The organism is Microbacterium sp. NPDC055312 (assembly GCF_053645675.1).
On the sequence record NZ_JBSHMU010000001.1, the window covers coordinates 593,078 to 609,203 of the forward strand.

Sequence of the window (16,126 nt, forward strand, 5' to 3'; positions counted from 1 at the left end):
ACCGCACCGCGACGACCCTCTCAGCAGAGCACGCGCAGCGCACCCGGCTGCACGCGCACGGCGAGCTTGGAGATGTCGCCCGCCTCCTCGCCGTCGATCTCGAAGGGCACCGGGCCCGGCAGGGCGACGGCGATCGCCTCGCCGGTGAGATGCTGCGCGAAATCGATGCTCACGGTCTCGTCGTCACCGCCGAGCAGACGGCGGATGCCGTTGTCCCAGACCACGGTGCGCAGGGTCTGCAGCCACTGGGTGACGTTTTCGGCGCTGATCAGCAGCAGGTCCAGGCGCCCGTCATCGACCACGGCGTCGGGCAGCAGCGTCACCCCGCCCTGGATGTCGCCGCAGTTGCCGATCAGCAGGGTGTGCCCGCTGAGCCGCTGCTGCTCGCCGTCGTCGAGCGTGATGTGGAAGTCGACGGTCTCGGAAGCCGTGACCGCGCGTCCCATCGCGGCGACGTAGGCGAGCCAGCCGGCTTTGTTCTTCAGCTCGTCGTCGGTCTCGGCGAGCATGTGCGCGTCGAGGCCGAAGCCGACCATGACCAGGAACCCGGTCTCGACCTCCGCGTCGTCGGTGCGGGTCCAGCCCATGTCGATGCGACGCTCGTTGCCCGCAGCGATGACGTCCAGCGCTTTCGGGATGCTGCCGAGGGGGATCCCGAGGTTGCGGGCGAGCAGGTTGCCGGTGCCCTGCGGCACGATCCCCAGCGCCGGAGCGTTCTCGGCCGAGGCCAGGATCTCGGCGACCGTGCGCACCGTGCCGTCGCCACCCACGGCGACGACGACGTCGCACCCTGCATGCACCGCCTCGGCCGTCATGGCCCGGCCGGGGTCGTCCGCGGCGGTCTCCCACCACATCAGCTCGGTGTCCGCCGGGACGGCGGCGCTCACGGCATCCCGAAGCTCATCGCCCTCGATCTTCGTCGGATTCCAGATGATCCCGAAACGCTGCGCCATCTGCTCCCCCTTCATCACGACTGAACGTCAGCCGTAGAACTGCTTCTCGAAGACTCGCCGCGCCCGGCGCGTGACCCGGAGGTAGTCCTCCTCGAGCACGGTGGCGGCGCGGTCAGGATATCCCAGAAGACGACCCACCCCGTCGAGTTCGCGGATCTCGGCCGGCAGCACGTCCTTCGTCTGCCCGGTCAGCAGGGTCATGGCCGAGCGCAGCCGGCTGGCGAGCACCCACGCCTCCCGCAGTCGCTCGGCGTCGTCGGCGGGAAGCAGGTCGGCGAGCACGGCGGCATCGAGCGCCTGCAGGGTCGACGTCGTGCGCAGATCCGGCACCCGGTGGCCGTGCTGCAGCTGCAGCACCTGCACCATCCACTCCACGTCGCTCAGCGTGCCCGGCCCGAGTTTCAGATGCCGGCGAGGATCGGCTCCCTGCGGCAGCCGCTCGCCCTCGACGCGCGCCTTGATGCGCTTGATCTCGCGCACATCCTGCAGCGAGACGCTCTGCGGGTAGCGGATGCCGTCGGCCAGCTGGGTGAACCGCGCGATCAGCTTCACACTGCCGGCGATGCCCCGCGCCCGCAGCAGCGCCTGCGCCTCCCACGACAGCGACCAGCGGCGGTAATACTGCGTGTAGGCCTCGATGGTGCGCACGATCGGACCGTTGCGCCCTTCGGGGCGCAGATCGGCGTCGAGCTCCAGCGGCACCCGCTGATCGGCCAGATGCTCGCGCAGGCCCGCGACGATCCTCGCGGCGTGCTGCTGGGCGCGCTGCGGATCGATGCCGTTCGGGTCGTAGATGAACAGCACGTCGGCGTCGGAGCCGAAACCGAGCTCGGCGCCCCCGAAACGGCCCATCGCGATGATCGAGAAGTCCATCGCGTCGTCTTCGGGCGGCACGATCTCGCGGCGCACCGCACGCAGCGCCGCCTGGATCGTGACCTCGGTGATCTCGGTGAGCGCCCTCGCCATCTCGTCGACGCCGACCTGCTCGAGCACGGCGCCCATCGCCGTGCGCAGCAGCTCACGACGCCGCAGCGCCCGTACGGCTCGCAGCGCGGCCTTCGTCGTCGCGTGCCGGGTCTGGATCGCGCGCGCCTCCTCATCGAGCGCCGCCCCGCCGCGCGGACGCAGCGCGGCCGGCGTGTCTAGCCACGCCACCGACTCGGGGATCCACTCCATCAGCTCGCCGACGTAGCGCGAGCTCGAGAGCAGTCTCGTCAGCCGTTCGGCAGCGCCGGACGAGTCGCGCAGCATCCGCAGGAACCAGTGCGTGTCGCCGAGTCTCTCGCTGATGCGCCGGAAGGCGACGAGCCCGTAGTCGGGGTCGGTGCCGTCGGCGAACCAGCGCAGCATCACCGGCATGAGGTGCTTCTGGATGGTGGCCTTGCGGCTCAGGCCGGACGTGAGCGCGGCGATGTGCCGCAGCGCACCGGCGGGATCGCGGAATCCGATCGCCGCGAGACGCGAACCCGCCTGCTCGGTCGAGAGCGTGCGCTCCTCGGCCGGCAGCGCCGCGACGGCCGCGAGCAGCGGACGGTAGAACAGGCGCACATGCTGATCGCGCACCGCGAGGCGCACCTCGTCCCAGATCTCCTGCAGGCCGGAGGCGCTGTCGGCCAGGGCCGTGGCCCGCGCGAGGCGCCGCATGCCCTCGTCGTCGCGGGGCATGAGGTGCGTGCGGGTGAGATCGTGCAGCTGCAGCCTGTGCTCGAGCAGCCGCAGGATGCGGTACTGCTCACCGAAGGCGCTGGCCTCCGCCCGCCCGATGTAGCCGCCCTCGACGAGCGCGTCGAGCGACTCCAGCGTGCCGCGGGTGCGGATGCTCTCGTCGCCGAGCCCGTGCACGAGCTGCAGCAGCTGCACGGTGAACTCGATGTCGCGCAGGCCGCCGGGGCCGAGCTTGATCTGGTACGGCACGTCGTCGGCCGGGATGTGGTCGGTGACCCGCTCGCGCATGCGCTGCACGCTCTCGACGAAGTCGGACCTCTCGGCGCTCGTCCACACCTTCGGCTGCACGGCCGCGATGTACTCCGCGCCGAGCCGGGCATCGCCCGCCAGCGGTCGGGCCTTGAGCAGCGCCTGGAACTCCCAGCTCTTCGCCCAGCGGTCGTAGTACGCCAGATGGGATGCGAGGGAGCGCACCAGCGCGCCCTGCTTCCCCTCCGGCCGGAGGGCGGCGTCGACCTCCCACAGCGGGGGCTCGATCTCGACGCCGCTCAGAGCCGTCATGGTCTCGCGCGCCAGACGCGTGGCGATGTCGATCGCCCTCGCCTCGCTCACGACGCTCTCGTCGGCCGTGCCTGCGACGAAGATCACATCGACGTCGCTCAGGTAGTTCAGCTCGCGGGCACCCGCCTTGCCCATGCCGATGATCGCCAGCCGCGTCGTGGCGATCTCGTCACGGGTGCCGGCACGACCGGATCGCTCGACCACCGCACGCGCGACCGCCAGTCCCGCCTCCAGCGCCGCCGCGGCGGCATCCGCGAGCGCGGCCGAGACGCCGGCGATCGCGACCGTCGCCGACTCCGACGCCAGGTCGGCGGCGGCGATCTCGCTCAGCGCGCACCGGTACTGCACGCGCAGCGCGGTGACCGGATCGGCGGCGCGGGCGAAGCCCTCGTCGGCTTCGGTGGCCGCGAGCATCCGCTCGGTCAGCTCCGCGGCATCCGGCAGCTGCGTTCGCAGCAGCACATCGGCCCGCAGGTGGGATGGATGCCGCTCGAAGAACGAGCCGAGCGCGCGAGACACGCCGAACAGCCGCCACGCCGCTTCCCGCGCCGCGGGATCGGAGAGCACGGCCGTGACCTGCCGGGGGTCGCGGCGGGCCACGGCGACGAGGCCCCGCACGGCGGCATCCGGGTCGGCGGCGACCATCCCGTCGGCCAGCTGCACGCGCTCGAGCCCGGTGAGCTCCGACAGCTCGGTGAGATCAGCGGACGCCGACGTCAGCTCGACGAAGCCGAGCCGTGCCAGGGCGGACAGCGAAATGGACGCATCAGGACGCGCCATCGCCGCCTCAGAGCAGCCCGAGGTTGTTCTTGAGCTCGAACGGCGTCACCTGGCCGCGGTAGGCCTCCCACTCCTTCTGCTTGTTCAGCAGCACGTAGTTGAAGACCTGCTCGCCGAGCGTCTCGGCGACCAGCTCGGAGTCGCGCATGTACTCGAGCGCGTGATCGAGGCTGGCGGGCAGCGGCGCGTACCCGAGGGCGCGACGCTCGGAGTCGCTGAGCGACCACACGTTGTCCTCGGCCTCGGGCGGCAGCTCGTACTCCTCCTCGATGCCCTTCAGGCCGGCGGCCAGCATCAGCGCGTAGGCGAGATACGGGTTCGCCGCCGAATCGAGCGCGCGGTACTCGATGCGTGTCGACTGGCCCTTGTTCGGCTTGTACATCGGCACGCGGATCAGCGCGGAACGGTTCGCGTGACCCCAGGTGACGAAGCTCGGTGCCTCGTCGCCGCCCCACAGCCGCTTGTACGAGTTCACGAACTGGTTGGTGACCGCGGCGATCTCGTTCGCATGACGCAGCAGACCGGCGATGAACCGGCGGCCGGTGAGCGAGAGCTGATACTCGGCGCCGGCCTCGTAGAACGCGTTGACGTCGCCCTCGAACAGCGACATGTGCGTGTGCATGCCGCTGCCGGGGTGGTCGTTCAGCGGCTTCGGCATGAACGTCGCGTACACGCCCTGCTCGATCGCGACCTCTTTGACCACGGTGCGGAAGGTCATGATGTTGTCGGCCGTCGTGAGCGCGTCGGCGTAGCGCAGATCGATCTCGTTCTGCCCCGGGCCGCCTTCGTGGTGACTGTACTCCACCGAGATGCCCAGGTCCTCCAGCATCCGCACGGCGCTGCGGCGGAAGTCGTGCGCCGTGCCGCCCGGCACGTTGTCGAAGTAGCCCGCGTTGTCAGCGGGCACCGGACCTTCGGGGCCGAGCTGCGAGGACTTCAGCAGGTAGAACTCGATCTCGGGGTGCGTGTAGAACGTGAATCCGGCGTCTGCCGCCTTCGCCAGCGCCCGGCGCAGCACGTTGCGCGGGTCGGAGACCGCGGGGCGGCCGTCGGGGGTGGTGAGGTCGCAGAACATGCGGGCGGTCGGGTCGATCTCCCCGCGCCACGGCAGGATCTGGAACGTCGTCGGGTCGGGCTGCGCGAGCAGGTCGGACTCGTAGGTGCGGGTCAGCCCCTCGATCGCCGACCCGTCGAAGCCGATCCCCTCGGCGAACGCGCCTTCGACCTCCGCGGGGGCGATGGCCACCGACTTGAGCGTGCCGATGACGTCGGTGAACCAGAGCCGGACGAACTTGACGCCGCGCTCTTCGATGGTGCGCAGCACGAAGTCGCGCTGCTTGTCGACCCTCACTGGCCGGACTCGAGAGAGCTGGAGCCCCACGCATCGTCGGCCGCGTCCTCCTCGGCCCACGCGCGAGAGCGCTCGCGCAGGGTCTCGGGAGCACGAGCCGCTTCCGCGCGAGTGTCGAACGGGCCGACCCGGTCGACCGAGGCGGACTGCATGCCGAACTCGACCTCCCCGGTGCTGAGGTTGTACCAGTACTTCTCGTCGCCGTCGGACATGTCAGCTCCTTCGTCGGGATCTCGTCACGATCCTAATCGCTGGGTCGTGCATGGCTAGGCTATTCGCCATGGCACAGGCAATCGGCGTCGACATCGGCGGAACGGGCATCAAGGCGGGCATCGTCAACCTCGACACGGGCACTCTGGATTCGGATCGCGTGCGCGTGCCGACGCCCGAGGGCGCGCACCCCGCCGACGTGGTGGAGACCGTGCGCGAGGTGCTCGACACCCTGGGCGTCGCAGAATCGACGCTGCCGTTGGGTGTGGCATTCCCCGCGATCGTGAAGTACGGCAAGACCCTGTCGGCGGCCAACATCTCGAAGGAGTGGGTCGACTTCGAAGCCGAGAAGTTCTTCGAGAACGGACTGGGCCGCAGCATCACGTTCGTGAACGACGCCGACGCGGCCGGCGTGGCGGAGGCGCGTCACGGTGCTGCCCGCGACGCCCGCGGCCTCACCATCATGACGACGCTCGGCACCGGCATCGGCTCGGCGTTCCTGTACAACGGCGTGCTCGTGCCGAACACCGAGCTCGGCCATCTCAAGCGCGACGGCGAGTCGATCGAGCGATGGACCGCGTACTCGGCGATGGAGCGCGAGAACCTGTCGTGGGAGGACTGGTCGGCGCGTCTGCAGGAGTTCTACTCGCACGTCGAGTTCCTCTTCAGCCCCGACCTGTTCGTGGTCGGCGGCGGGGTGTCGAAGCACCCCGAGAAGTTCCTGCCGCTGCTCGATCTGCGGACCCCGATCGTGTCCGCTGTGCATCGCAACGCCTCCGGCATCATCGGTGCGGCGGCTCTGTCCGTCGACTGACATCGCGACAGCACGAAGGCCCGGTCGTCGACCGGGCCTTCTGTGTGCTTCGGGGCGAGTGGGCCGGCCTGTACGCCGGGTTCTGTTCAGGAGTTCTTCGCTCCCTTGACGGCCATCTCTCTCGACGACACGTTGCCGTGTCGTTCCAGCGACCTACCCGAGGACTCGGCGAGCCGCGTCAACGTCCTCTGTCTGGTCTTGCTCCGGGCGAGGTTTACCTGGCGGAGCGCGTCACCGCGCTCCCCGGTGGTCTCTTACACCACCCTTTCACCCTTACCCGCCGGCGGTGAGGCACGACGGGCGGTCTTCTCTCTGTGGCACTGTCTCGCGGATCACTCCGGGTGGGTGTTACCCACCGCCCTGCCCTGTGGAGCCCGGACGTTCCTCGGTGCGCTCACGCGCCACGCGACCGTCCGGCCGACCCACTCGCCCCTCGATTCTACGCGCCCTTCGCGGCGTCCTCCGCGACGTGCACGTCGAGCGGGACGTCGACGGCGAAGCCGGGGAACAGGCGTGCGGTCGCCGCGTCCGCGGCATCCCGCACGATCCCGGCGACGGCGTCCCCCTGCTCGGCGGGGGCGTGCACGACGACCTCGTCGTGCAGGAACAGCGCGAGATGCGCGCGGTTGCGGAAGATCGGTCCGGATGCCGCCGCAGGCACGGATGCCGGTGGCAGCGCCATGAGACGGTGGCGGATCTCGGCGAGCCACAGCAGCGCCCATTCGGCGGCCGTGCCCTGCACGATGAAGTTGCGGGTGAAGCGTCCGCGCTCGCGCGCCCAGCCGCGCGCCCGGCTCTCCTCGGCGCCTGCGGCGTCGGGACCGCCGGCCCGCGACTGGGCGAGGCGCCACGCGTCGTCAGGGCGCGGCGAGCTGCGGCCGAGCAGCGTGCTCACCACCCCGCCCTGCTCGCCGGTTCGCGCGGCGGCGTCGACCAGCCCCATCGCTCGCGGGTACACGGTGCGCAGCCTCGGCACGAGCTGTCCGCTCTTTCCCGTGGTCGCGCCGTACATGGCTCCGAGCACTGCGTACTTCGCCTCGTCACGCGTCGCGACCGCCCCCGAGCGCACGACACCGTCGTACAGGTCTCGCCCGCGCGCGGCCTCGACCATCGCGCTGTCTCGCGACATGGCGGCGAGCACGCGCGGCTCGAGCTGCGCCACGTCGGCGTCGACCAGGGTCCAGCCGGGGTCGGCGCGCACGGCGCCGCGCAGCTGGCGGGGTATCTGCAGCGCACCGCCGCCGGACGACGCCCAGCGTCCGGTCACCACACCGCCGGTGAGATAGATCGGGCGGAACCGGTCGTCGCGCACCCATTCGTCGAGCCAGGCCCACCCGTTCGCGGTGAACAGCCGGGCGAGCTTCTTGTACTCCAGCAGCGGTGCCACCACCGGATGCTCGACGCGCGACAGCTCCCATCGCGAGGTGGAGTCGACGAACACGCCGGCGCGGTGCAGCGCCCGCAGCAGGCGGGGCGGACTGTCGGGGTTCAGGCTCGGGTCGTCGAGACAGCGCCCGATCTCGACGGCCAGCGACGCCATGCGCGCCGGTCGCGCACCGCGCAGCGGACGGGGTCCGAGCTGCTGCTCGAGGATGCCGTTGTGCGCGGCCGTGCTCCACGGCAGGCCTGCCGCCGTCATCTCCTCCGCGATGAGGGCGCCCGTGGACTCGGCAGCGCACAGCAGCGCGAGGCGGAAGTCGGGCGCCGAGGCCAGTGCCGTCAGCTGCGCTCGCCACTGCGCGCGCACCTCGTCGATGTCGTCGTGTTGCGCGCCGTCCGCGTCCACCTCGAACAGGCTCGGCGGTCGGGCTGCGTCACCGATGCCGTCGCCGCGCACCCAGCGGGCCGACGGCGCAAGCGGATGCGACAGCGATGCCGTGTCGCGCAGGATCGCGTGACAGAGCAGCAGGTCGTGCGCCCGACGCACCCGCACCCCGGCGGCGAGCAGCGGCGGATAGAAGGTGCGCAGGCTCCGCACCGTCCATCGCGGCGACATCCGCTGCTCGATCTCGCGCACGTGCGCAGCGAGGTCGCGGTCCGAGACCTCGGTGGTCACCGGGTCGCCGTCGGCATGCACCGTGATGACCCACCCGCCGCCCGGAGCTCGCGCCACCAGGGCGTGCGGCGGCTCGGCTGCAGGGGTCACGGCATCCGGTCTATCACCCGGGTCGGACGTCGGCACTCGCGCCGAGGGGACGGTCGGTCGTCACAGACCGGACTCGTCGGTGCGCACGAGGATGCCGCCGCACTCCGGGCACGACACGACGTCGTCGTCGGCCGCCGCACGCACGGCGGCCAGCTCGCTGCCGGCGAGCACCATCTGGCAGCCCTCGCAGATCCGGCGGCGCAGCAGACCCACGCCGATGCCGCCGCGGGCCGCGCGACGGGTGTACTCGGCGAGCAGCTCGGCGGGCACGCTCTCGGCCAGGGCCGCGCGATCGCGCGCGAGGTGCTCGCCCTCCGCTGCTGCGGCAGCGATGTCGGCCTTCGCTGCGGAAGTTAGCTGCGCACCCTCGGACTGGGTCTGGTCGATCAGCGCCTGCTGCGCGTCGACGGCCGCCTGCGCCTCTTCCACGCGCGCCATGACGTCGAGCTCGGAGTCCTCGAGCATGGTGATGCGCCGACCGAGGCTCTCGATCTCGTTCTCGAGTGCCTGGGCCTGCTTCGGATCGGTGGCGACGGCCAGCCGCTCGGCATCCTTGTCACGCCGCTGCGCGGCGAGGCGGACGTCGGACTCCAACCGCGCAAGCTCCGCCTTCGCGTCGTCGAGCACGCCGGCCAGCACGGTCAGCTCGCCCAGCTGCTGCTGGCGCAGCGCGGCGAGCTCGTTGATGCGGGCACCCTGCACGGGGGTGGTGCGGGCGCGCTCCGCCTGCGCGATCCTGCGATCGAGGTCGGCGATGTCGAGAAGGCGACGCTGGTGCTCGGGGCTGGCTTTCACACCTCAAACCTAACCCGAGAAGATGACACCGTCGACGTACAGCCACAGGCCGCCTTCGCGAACGAAGCGACTGCGCTCGCGCAGCGTGCCTCGCCCGTGCTCATCACGGTAGAAGGCCTGGAACTCGACCACGCCGCGGTCGTCGAACGGCCCGCCGTGCTCGCGATCGAGGATGTCGAGGCGCTGCCAGCGGATGCCATCGTCGAGATCGAGTCGATCCGGGCAGGTGGACGGGTGCCAGGTGCGCAGCAGATGCTGAGCGTCGGCTGTCGCGAACGCCGTGAACCGGGATCGCATCAGGCGCACGGCGGTCGGCGCCGATCCGGATGCCAGCACCGGGCCGCAGCACGATCCGAACACGTCTCCACTCGTGCAGGGGCATCGCTGATCGCTCGCGGGTCTCGACATGCGTCCATGCTGACACGCGAGTCCTGCCCGGCACGGCCATAGGCTGAGCCTGACCGACGATCCGGAGGACCCATGACCGCTGTTCCCGTCTTCACCGCCCACAACGGATTCCCGCTGCCCGCAGTGGGGCTGGGCACGTACCGGTTGAACGGCGAGGCCGGTGCGACATCGGTCGCCGCGGCGATCCGCCTCGGCTACCGCCTGATCGACTCGGCGTTCAACTACGAGAACGAAGGCGCCGTGGGCGCCGGAGTGCGGGCATCCGGAGTCGACCGCTCCGAGATCATCGTCACCACGAAGCTGCCGGGCCGGCACCACGAGACCGCCAAGGCGCGCACCAGCATCGAGGAGAGCCGGTTCCGGCTCGGGCTGGATGCGACCGACCTGCACCTGATCCACTGGCCCAATCCGCTCACCGGCCGGTACGAGCAGGCCTGGCACGGCCTCGTCGACGCCCAGCAGCGCGGAACCGTCCGACAGATCGGCGTGTCCAACTTCCTTCCCGAGCATCTGGAGCGCATCGAGACGGCGACGGGTGTGCGGCCCGTCGTGAACCAGATCGAGGTGCACCCGTACTTCCCGCAGCAGGAGGCGCTCGCGTTCCATGCCGAGCGAGGCATACTCACCCAGGCGTGGTCGCCACTCGGCCGTGCGCGGCAGGTGCTCGATGAGCCCGTCATCGTCGAGATCGCCGAGCGTCACGGCATCTCCCCGGTGCAGGCCATCATCGCCTGGCATGTCGCGCGGGACACCGTGTCGATTCCGAAGGCCTCTTCACCCGAGCATCAGCGCACCAACCTCGAGGCGGCGTCCGTCGTGCTCGACGCCGCCGAGGTCGAGGCGATCACCGGGCTCGGTCGTGCAGACGGGCGGCTCTTCGACGGCGACCCGGCCACGCACGAGGAGATGTGAGTTCGGGATGCCCCTGACCTCACTCCACGAGGCCCTGCCCCGCACCGATCCCGCCCTGCGGGCATGACCTTCTTCGAACAGGCGCCGATGGGGCGCCACGCCTCCCGCAGACGGCGCTCCCTCGTCGGACGCGTCAGCGCAGCGGCGATCCTCGTCGTGCTCGCGGCGGCCACCGTCGGCGGGCTGTGGCTGATGTCGCAGGACTCGAAGGCCGACGAGCCGTTGCTCGAGCGGATCTTCCCCGCGCTCGCCGCAGCCCCACCGCCGCTGAGCACGGAGTTCGCCGACCTCGCCGATCGGATGATGCTGACGGCAGAGGGCAGGGAGGTCTTCGCCTTCACGCAGCCGCGATATGCCGACGCCGACGAGATCGCCGCGCTCTGCCGAGATGAATCCCACGACCCCGAGAATGAGTCCACGCTGGGCTGTTTCACGGGTTTCGAGCAGTCACGCGCCCAGGATCGGATCTTCATCTACCGTCCCACCGACGAGCGCCTCGCCCAGTCGACGGTGACGACGGCAGCCCACGAACTGCTGCACGCGGTGTACGCACGCATGTCGTCCGACGAGAAGACGCGGGTCGCAGAGCTGCTGTCGGCGGCGACCGCGCTCGTGCCTGCCGACGATCCCGTCCACGATCAGATCGCCGCCTCGATAGACGGCGACGACGAGAAGCGGGCCACCGAGCAGTTCGCCTACCTCGGCTCGCAGGTGCACCCCGACACCGGATTCAGCGCCGAGCTGGAGCAGATCTACGCACGCACGATCACCGATCGCGCTGCGCTCGTCGAGACGCACCGGCGAGCCGTCGCCGTGCTCGACGATGTGCGGGCGGCGGTCGCCCGCGCCTGGGAGGACGTCGCGGCAGCCGAGCAGGCGAACGCGCAGACGCGCGCCCAGCTGGAGGCGGACGTCGACGCGCTCTCGAAGGCCGCGGCGCGCTTCGCCGACGATCGTGCCGAGTTCGAGGCGACGAGCCCCGAGGACCGAGCGCGGTGGCGGGTCACTCTCACCCCCGCGGGCGGCGAGCCGATCACGATGTCGTGGGAGGAGTCGATCGCGTATCGCGACGACGATCTGAACCGCATCCGGGGTGAGCACAACGCACGGCGCACCGAGCTCGAGCTGGCGGAGGCGGAAGCGGCGCGGCTGCGCGCCGACACGCAGGCCCTGCAGGACGACGCACTCGCCCTGCTGCGCGATGCGTATCCCGGTCAGACGTTCGAGGGCTGAGCGCACCGGCGCGAAGACAGAGGACGGTGGGCCCTGCCGGGATCGAACCGACGACATCCACGGTGTAAACGTGGCGCTCTACCAGCTGAGCTAAAGGCCCTGGTACCCCGATTCTACGGTGTGGAATCTGCGGAACCCGTCCTTGCGAACGGATATAGGCTGAGCACAGCGCGTGTTGTGCGGTGCCGACAAGGCCCGGCCGCGCGGCATCCCGTTTCCTTGGCACGACCTGCCAGTTCGACGAAAGGCTCCACGTGACCGTCCACGACCAGGATCCGTACTCCCAGGCACCTCTGGACAGCGACCCAGAGGAGACCGGCGAGTGGCAGCAGTCGCTCGACGAGCTGGTGGATGCGAAGGGCCCCGGCCGCGGCCGGGAGATCATGCTCAGCCTCCTGAAGCGCTCGAAGGAGCGTCACCTCGGCGTGCCGATGGTGCCGACCACCGACTACATCAACACGATCGCGGCGTCGAACGAGCCGGAGTTCCCCGGCGACGAGGAGATCGAGCGCCGCTACCGCCACTGGATCCGCTGGAACGCGGCGATCACCGTGCACCGGGCGCAGCGACCCGGTATCGGCGTCGGCGGCCACATCTCCACCTACGCGGGCGCCGCGTCGCTGTACGAGGTCGGCTTCAACCACTTCTTCCGCGGTCAGGACCACCCGAGCGGTGGCGACCAGATCTTCATCCAGGGCCACGCCTCCCCCGGCATCTACGCCCGGTCGTTCCTCGAGGGGCGCCTGAGCGAGGCCGACATGGACGGCTTCCGTCAGGAGAAGTCGCACGCCGGCCACGCGCTTCCGTCGTATCCGCACCCGCGGTCGATGCCCGAGTACTGGCAGTTCCCGACCGTCTCGATGGGTCTCGGCCCGATCAACGCGATCTACCAGGCGCAGGCGAACAAGTACCTCACCAACCGTGGCATCAAGGACACCGGCGACCAGCACGTCTGGGCGTTCCTGGGTGATGGCGAGATGGACGAAGTCGAGAGCCGCGGCCAGCTGCAGGTCGCCGCCAACGAGGGCCTCGACAACCTCACGTTCGTGATCAACTGCAACCTGCAGCGTCTCGACGGTCCGGTGCGCGGCAACGGCAAGATCATCCAGGAGCTCGAGTCGTTCTTCCGCGGCGCCGGATGGAACGTCATCAAGGTCATCTGGGGGCGGGAGTGGGACGACCTGCTCGCCCGCGACACCGACGGCGCGCTGCTGAACATCATGAACGCCACCCCCGACGGCGACTACCAGACGTACAAGGCCGAGTCGGGTGCGTACATCCGCGAGAACTTCTTCGGTCGCGACGAGCGGGCTGCGGCCCTCGTCAAGGACCTCTCGGACGACGACATCTGGCACCTGCGCCGCGGTGGTCACGACTACCGCAAGGTGTACGCGGCCTACAAGTCGGCGGTGGAGCACAAGGGCCAGCCGACCGTCATCCTCGCCAAGACCGTCAAGGGATACGGTCTCGGACCGCACTTCGAGGGCCGCAACGCGACCCACCAGATGAAGAAGATGACGCTGGACAACCTCAAGACGTTCCGCGACACCATGCAGATCCCGATCACGGACGCGCAGCTGGAAGAGAACCCGTACCTGCCCCCGTACTACCACCCGGGCAAGGACGACGAGACCATCCAGTACATGCTGGAGCGTCGTCGCAGCCTCGGCGGAATGATCCCCGAGCGCCGCACCGCGCACACGCCGATCACGCTGCCCGAGGAGTCGACCTACGCCCTGCCGCGCAAGGGCTCCGGCACCCAGGAGATCGCCACGACGATGGCGTTCGTCCGGCTGCTGAAGGACCTGCTGCGGGCGAAGGACTTCGGAAACCGCGTCGTGCCGATCATCCCCGACGAGGCGCGCACCTTCGGCATCGACGCGTACTTCCCGACCGCGAAGATCTACAACCCGAACGGCCAGCACTACACCTCGGTCGACCGCCAGCTGCTGCTCGCGTACAAGGAGAGCCCGCAGGGCCAGATCGTGCACGTCGGCATCAACGAGGCCGGCGCCATGGCGGCCTTCACCGCCGCCGGCACGTCGTACTCGACGCAGGGCGAGCCGCTGATCCCGATCTACATCTTCTACTCGATGTTCGGCTACCAGCGCACCGGAGACGCCATGTGGGCCGCGGGCGACCAGATGGCGCGCGGATTCATCATCGGCGCCACGGCAGGACGCACGACGCTGACCGGTGAGGGGCTGCAGCACGCCGACGGGCACTCGCCGCTGCTGGCATCCACCAACCCGGCCACCGTGTCGTACGACCCCGCCTACGGCTACGAGATCGCGCACATCGTGCGCTCGGGTCTGGAGCGGATGTACGGCGGATCGCACCCCGACCCGGATGTCATGTACTACCTCACGGTGTACAACGAGCCGCTCGTCCAGCCGGCCGAGCCGGATGATGCCGACATCGACGGCATCATCCGCGGCATCCACCGCATCAAGCCGGGCACGGGCGAGGGCCACAAGGCCCAGCTGTTCGCCTCGGGCGTCGGCGTGCCGTGGGCTCTGGAGGCCCAGGAGCTGTTGCAGCAGGACTGGGGCGTCAGCGCGGATGTGTGGTCGGTCACCTCGTGGAGCGAGCTGCGCCACGACGGTCTCGCCGTCGACGAGCACAACTTCCTGCACCCCGGGGAGGAGCCGCAGACGGCCTACCTCACCCGCAAGCTGCAGGGCGCAGAGGGCCCGGTCGTCGCGGTCAGCGATTTCATGCACGCCGTGCAGGACCAGATCCGTCCGTGGGTGCCGAACCCGTACTACACGCTGGGCGCCGATGGCTTCGGCTTCTCGGACACCCGCGCCGCGGCGCGTCGCTTCTTCAAGATCGACGGCCCGTCGATGGTGGTGCGCACCCTGCAGGCGCTGGCCGACGAGGGCAAGGTCGACCGCTCGGTCATCGGCCAGGCGATCGAGAAGTACCGCCTGTTCGATGTGAACGCCGGCACCAGCGGGAACGCGGGCGGCGAGAGCTGACCTGTGACCAGTACCTCCCAGCAGGCCATGGACAAGGCCGCGACGCTCGCCTGGCTGCGCCGGATCTCCGGTGACATCGCCACGGTGACGATCAAGCGGCTGGAGGACACCCTGCCCTGGTACGCCGACATGCCACCGGCCCGACGCTCCGCCGTCGGGCTGGTGGCACAGGCCGGCATCACGTCGTTCATCCAGTGGTACGAGGATCCGACGTCGACCCCCTGGATCGCCGCCGACATCTTCGCCGCGGCTCCCCGTGAGCTGCTGCGCAGCGTCAGCCTGCAGCAGACGCTGCAGCTGATCCGCGTCACGGTGGAGGTCACCGAGGAGCGGGTCGCGGGACGCGGCGCGGATCTGCGCGAGGCGATCCTGCTGTACTCGCGCGACGTGGCGTTCGCGTCGGCCGACGTGTACGCCCGCGCCGCCGAGGCACGCGGGCTGTGGGATGCCCGACTCGAGGCCCTGGTGGTCGACTCGATCCTCACGGGCGAAGCCGACGAGGAGCTGCCCAGCCGCATCGCCGCGCTCGGCTGGCACGGCCATGGCGAGGTCAGCGTCATCGTCGGCACCACTCCCCCGCAGTTCGACGTCGACCTGGTGCGACGCACGGCGCGGCGCATGTCTGTCGACGTGCTGATCGGCGTGCAGGGATCGAGACTCGTGCTCGTCATCGGGCGCGCGCGCGTGCCCGGCAAGGAGGAAGAGATCGAGGACCTGCCGTTCAGCGAGATCGCCCAGCGTCTGGAGCCCTCCTTCGGGCCGGGCTACGTCGTGCTCGGACCGCCCGTGACGGCGCTCGTCGACGCGGGGCAGAGTGCCCGTGCGGCGCTCGCCGGCTTCGCGGTCGCTCGCGCCTGGCGCGGGGCTCCTCGCCCGGTCGAGGCCGACGACCTGCTGCCCGAGCGAGCCCTGGCCGGGGACTCGCTGGCCAAGCAGACGCTCATCGAGCGGATCTTCCGCCCGCTGCAGGCGCATTCCACCGACCTCGTGACGACGCTGTGGAGCTACCTCGACAACGGCCGCTCGCTCGAGGCCACCGCACGCGAGCTGTTCGTGCACCCGAACACGGTGCGCTACCGGCTCAAGCGCGTGACCGAGGTGATCGGCTGGGATGCGACCGGCCCCCGCGAGGCGCTGATCCTGCAGACCGCCCTGATCCTCGGCTCGATCGGCACGGCAGAGCCTGCCCGGCGCCGCTCCGTGACACGGCGTCGCTGACGCCGTCGCCCGCGCGCATCTGGTGTGCGCCACGCACAATCGAATCGTCGATTGTTGTGATGTTTCATCCACCACCATCGTGCGATCGTTGGCAGACTG

12 protein-coding genes, 1 tRNA gene and 1 other RNA gene are annotated in these 16,126 nt (G+C 70.1%); 5 read left to right on the forward strand and 9 right to left on the reverse strand.

Annotated elements, in window-relative coordinates; translation table 11 throughout:
• Positions 1-20: 20 nt before the first annotated feature.
• Genes ACWIDW_RS02875 through ACWIDW_RS02890 form a run of 4 tightly spaced genes read right to left on the reverse strand, consistent with a single transcriptional unit; the run spans position 21 to position 5,522 of the window.
• Positions 21-953 (reverse strand): diacylglycerol/lipid kinase family protein, encoded by a 933-nt coding sequence (locus tag ACWIDW_RS02875; protein ID WP_454122797.1) that lies wholly within the window; start codon positions 951-953, stop codon positions 21-23.
• Between the two features lie 27 nt (positions 954-980).
• Entirely contained in the window at positions 981-3,959 is a 2,979-nt protein-coding gene (locus tag ACWIDW_RS02880) for a bifunctional [glutamine synthetase] adenylyltransferase/[glutamine synthetase]-adenylyl-L-tyrosine phosphorylase (RefSeq protein ID WP_454122799.1), read from the reverse strand.
• Between the two features lie 7 nt (positions 3,960-3,966).
• Positions 3,967-5,310, reverse strand: coding sequence for a glutamine synthetase family protein (locus tag ACWIDW_RS02885; protein WP_313358111.1), 1,344 nt, complete (start codon positions 5,308-5,310; stop codon positions 3,967-3,969).
• A complete protein-coding gene (locus ACWIDW_RS02890) occupies positions 5,307-5,522 on the reverse strand; it encodes an SPOR domain-containing protein (RefSeq protein WP_454122801.1) in 216 nt (71 codons plus the stop codon). Before ACWIDW_RS02890 ends, ACWIDW_RS02885 begins: the two co-directional genes overlap by 4 nt.
• Before the next feature lie 68 nt (positions 5,523-5,590).
• On the opposite strand from ACWIDW_RS02890, the gene ppgK reads away from it, so the two are divergent.
• Entirely contained in the window at positions 5,591-6,334 is a 744-nt protein-coding gene (gene ppgK / locus ACWIDW_RS02895; protein WP_454122802.1) for a polyphosphate--glucose phosphotransferase, read from the forward strand.
• Between the two features lie 55 nt (positions 6,335-6,389).
• Here the strand turns inward: ppgK and rnpB are convergent.
• The 4 genes from rnpB to ACWIDW_RS02915 form a co-directional block, all read right to left on the reverse strand.
• Positions 6,390-6,759, reverse strand: an RNA gene (gene rnpB / locus ACWIDW_RS02900) — RNase P RNA component class A.
• A 14-nt stretch (positions 6,760-6,773) separates the two neighbouring features.
• Positions 6,774-8,480, reverse strand: coding sequence for a bifunctional 3'-5' exonuclease/DNA polymerase (locus tag ACWIDW_RS02905; protein ID WP_454122803.1), 1,707 nt, complete (start codon positions 8,478-8,480; stop codon positions 6,774-6,776).
• Between the two features lie 60 nt (positions 8,481-8,540).
• Positions 8,541-9,275 (reverse strand): zinc ribbon domain-containing protein, encoded by a 735-nt coding sequence (locus ACWIDW_RS02910; RefSeq protein WP_454122805.1) that lies wholly within the window; start codon positions 9,273-9,275, stop codon positions 8,541-8,543.
• Between the two features lie 9 nt (positions 9,276-9,284).
• Positions 9,285-9,683 (reverse strand): YchJ family protein, encoded by a 399-nt coding sequence (locus ACWIDW_RS02915; protein WP_454122807.1) that lies wholly within the window; start codon positions 9,681-9,683, stop codon positions 9,285-9,287.
• 72 nt (positions 9,684-9,755) lie between these two features.
• Between ACWIDW_RS02915 and ACWIDW_RS02920 the strand changes: the two genes are divergently transcribed.
• Both ACWIDW_RS02920 and ACWIDW_RS02925 read left to right on the forward strand, forming a co-directional pair.
• A complete protein-coding gene (locus tag ACWIDW_RS02920) occupies positions 9,756-10,595 on the forward strand; it encodes an aldo/keto reductase (protein WP_454122809.1) in 840 nt (279 codons plus the stop codon).
• Between the two features lie 63 nt (positions 10,596-10,658).
• Positions 10,659-11,828, forward strand: coding sequence for a hypothetical protein (locus tag ACWIDW_RS02925; protein WP_454122811.1), 1,170 nt, complete (start codon positions 10,659-10,661; stop codon positions 11,826-11,828).
• Between the two features lie 27 nt (positions 11,829-11,855).
• On the opposite strand, the gene ACWIDW_RS02930 is transcribed toward ACWIDW_RS02925, so the two are convergent.
• Positions 11,856-11,928, reverse strand: a tRNA-Val gene (locus ACWIDW_RS02930).
• Positions 11,929-12,082: 154 nt separating this feature from the next.
• On the opposite strand from ACWIDW_RS02930, the gene aceE reads away from it, so the two are divergent.
• Positions 12,083-14,809, forward strand: a complete 2,727-nt coding sequence (aceE, locus tag ACWIDW_RS02935; protein WP_454122813.1) for a pyruvate dehydrogenase (acetyl-transferring), homodimeric type — start codon at positions 12,083-12,085, stop codon at positions 14,807-14,809.
• Between the two features lie 27 nt (positions 14,810-14,836).
• Positions 14,837-16,027: a PucR family transcriptional regulator gene (locus tag ACWIDW_RS02940; RefSeq protein ID WP_454123249.1), complete on the forward strand. Its 1,191-nt coding sequence runs from the start codon at positions 14,837-14,839 to the stop codon at positions 16,025-16,027.
• Positions 16,028-16,126 lie beyond the last annotated feature (99 nt).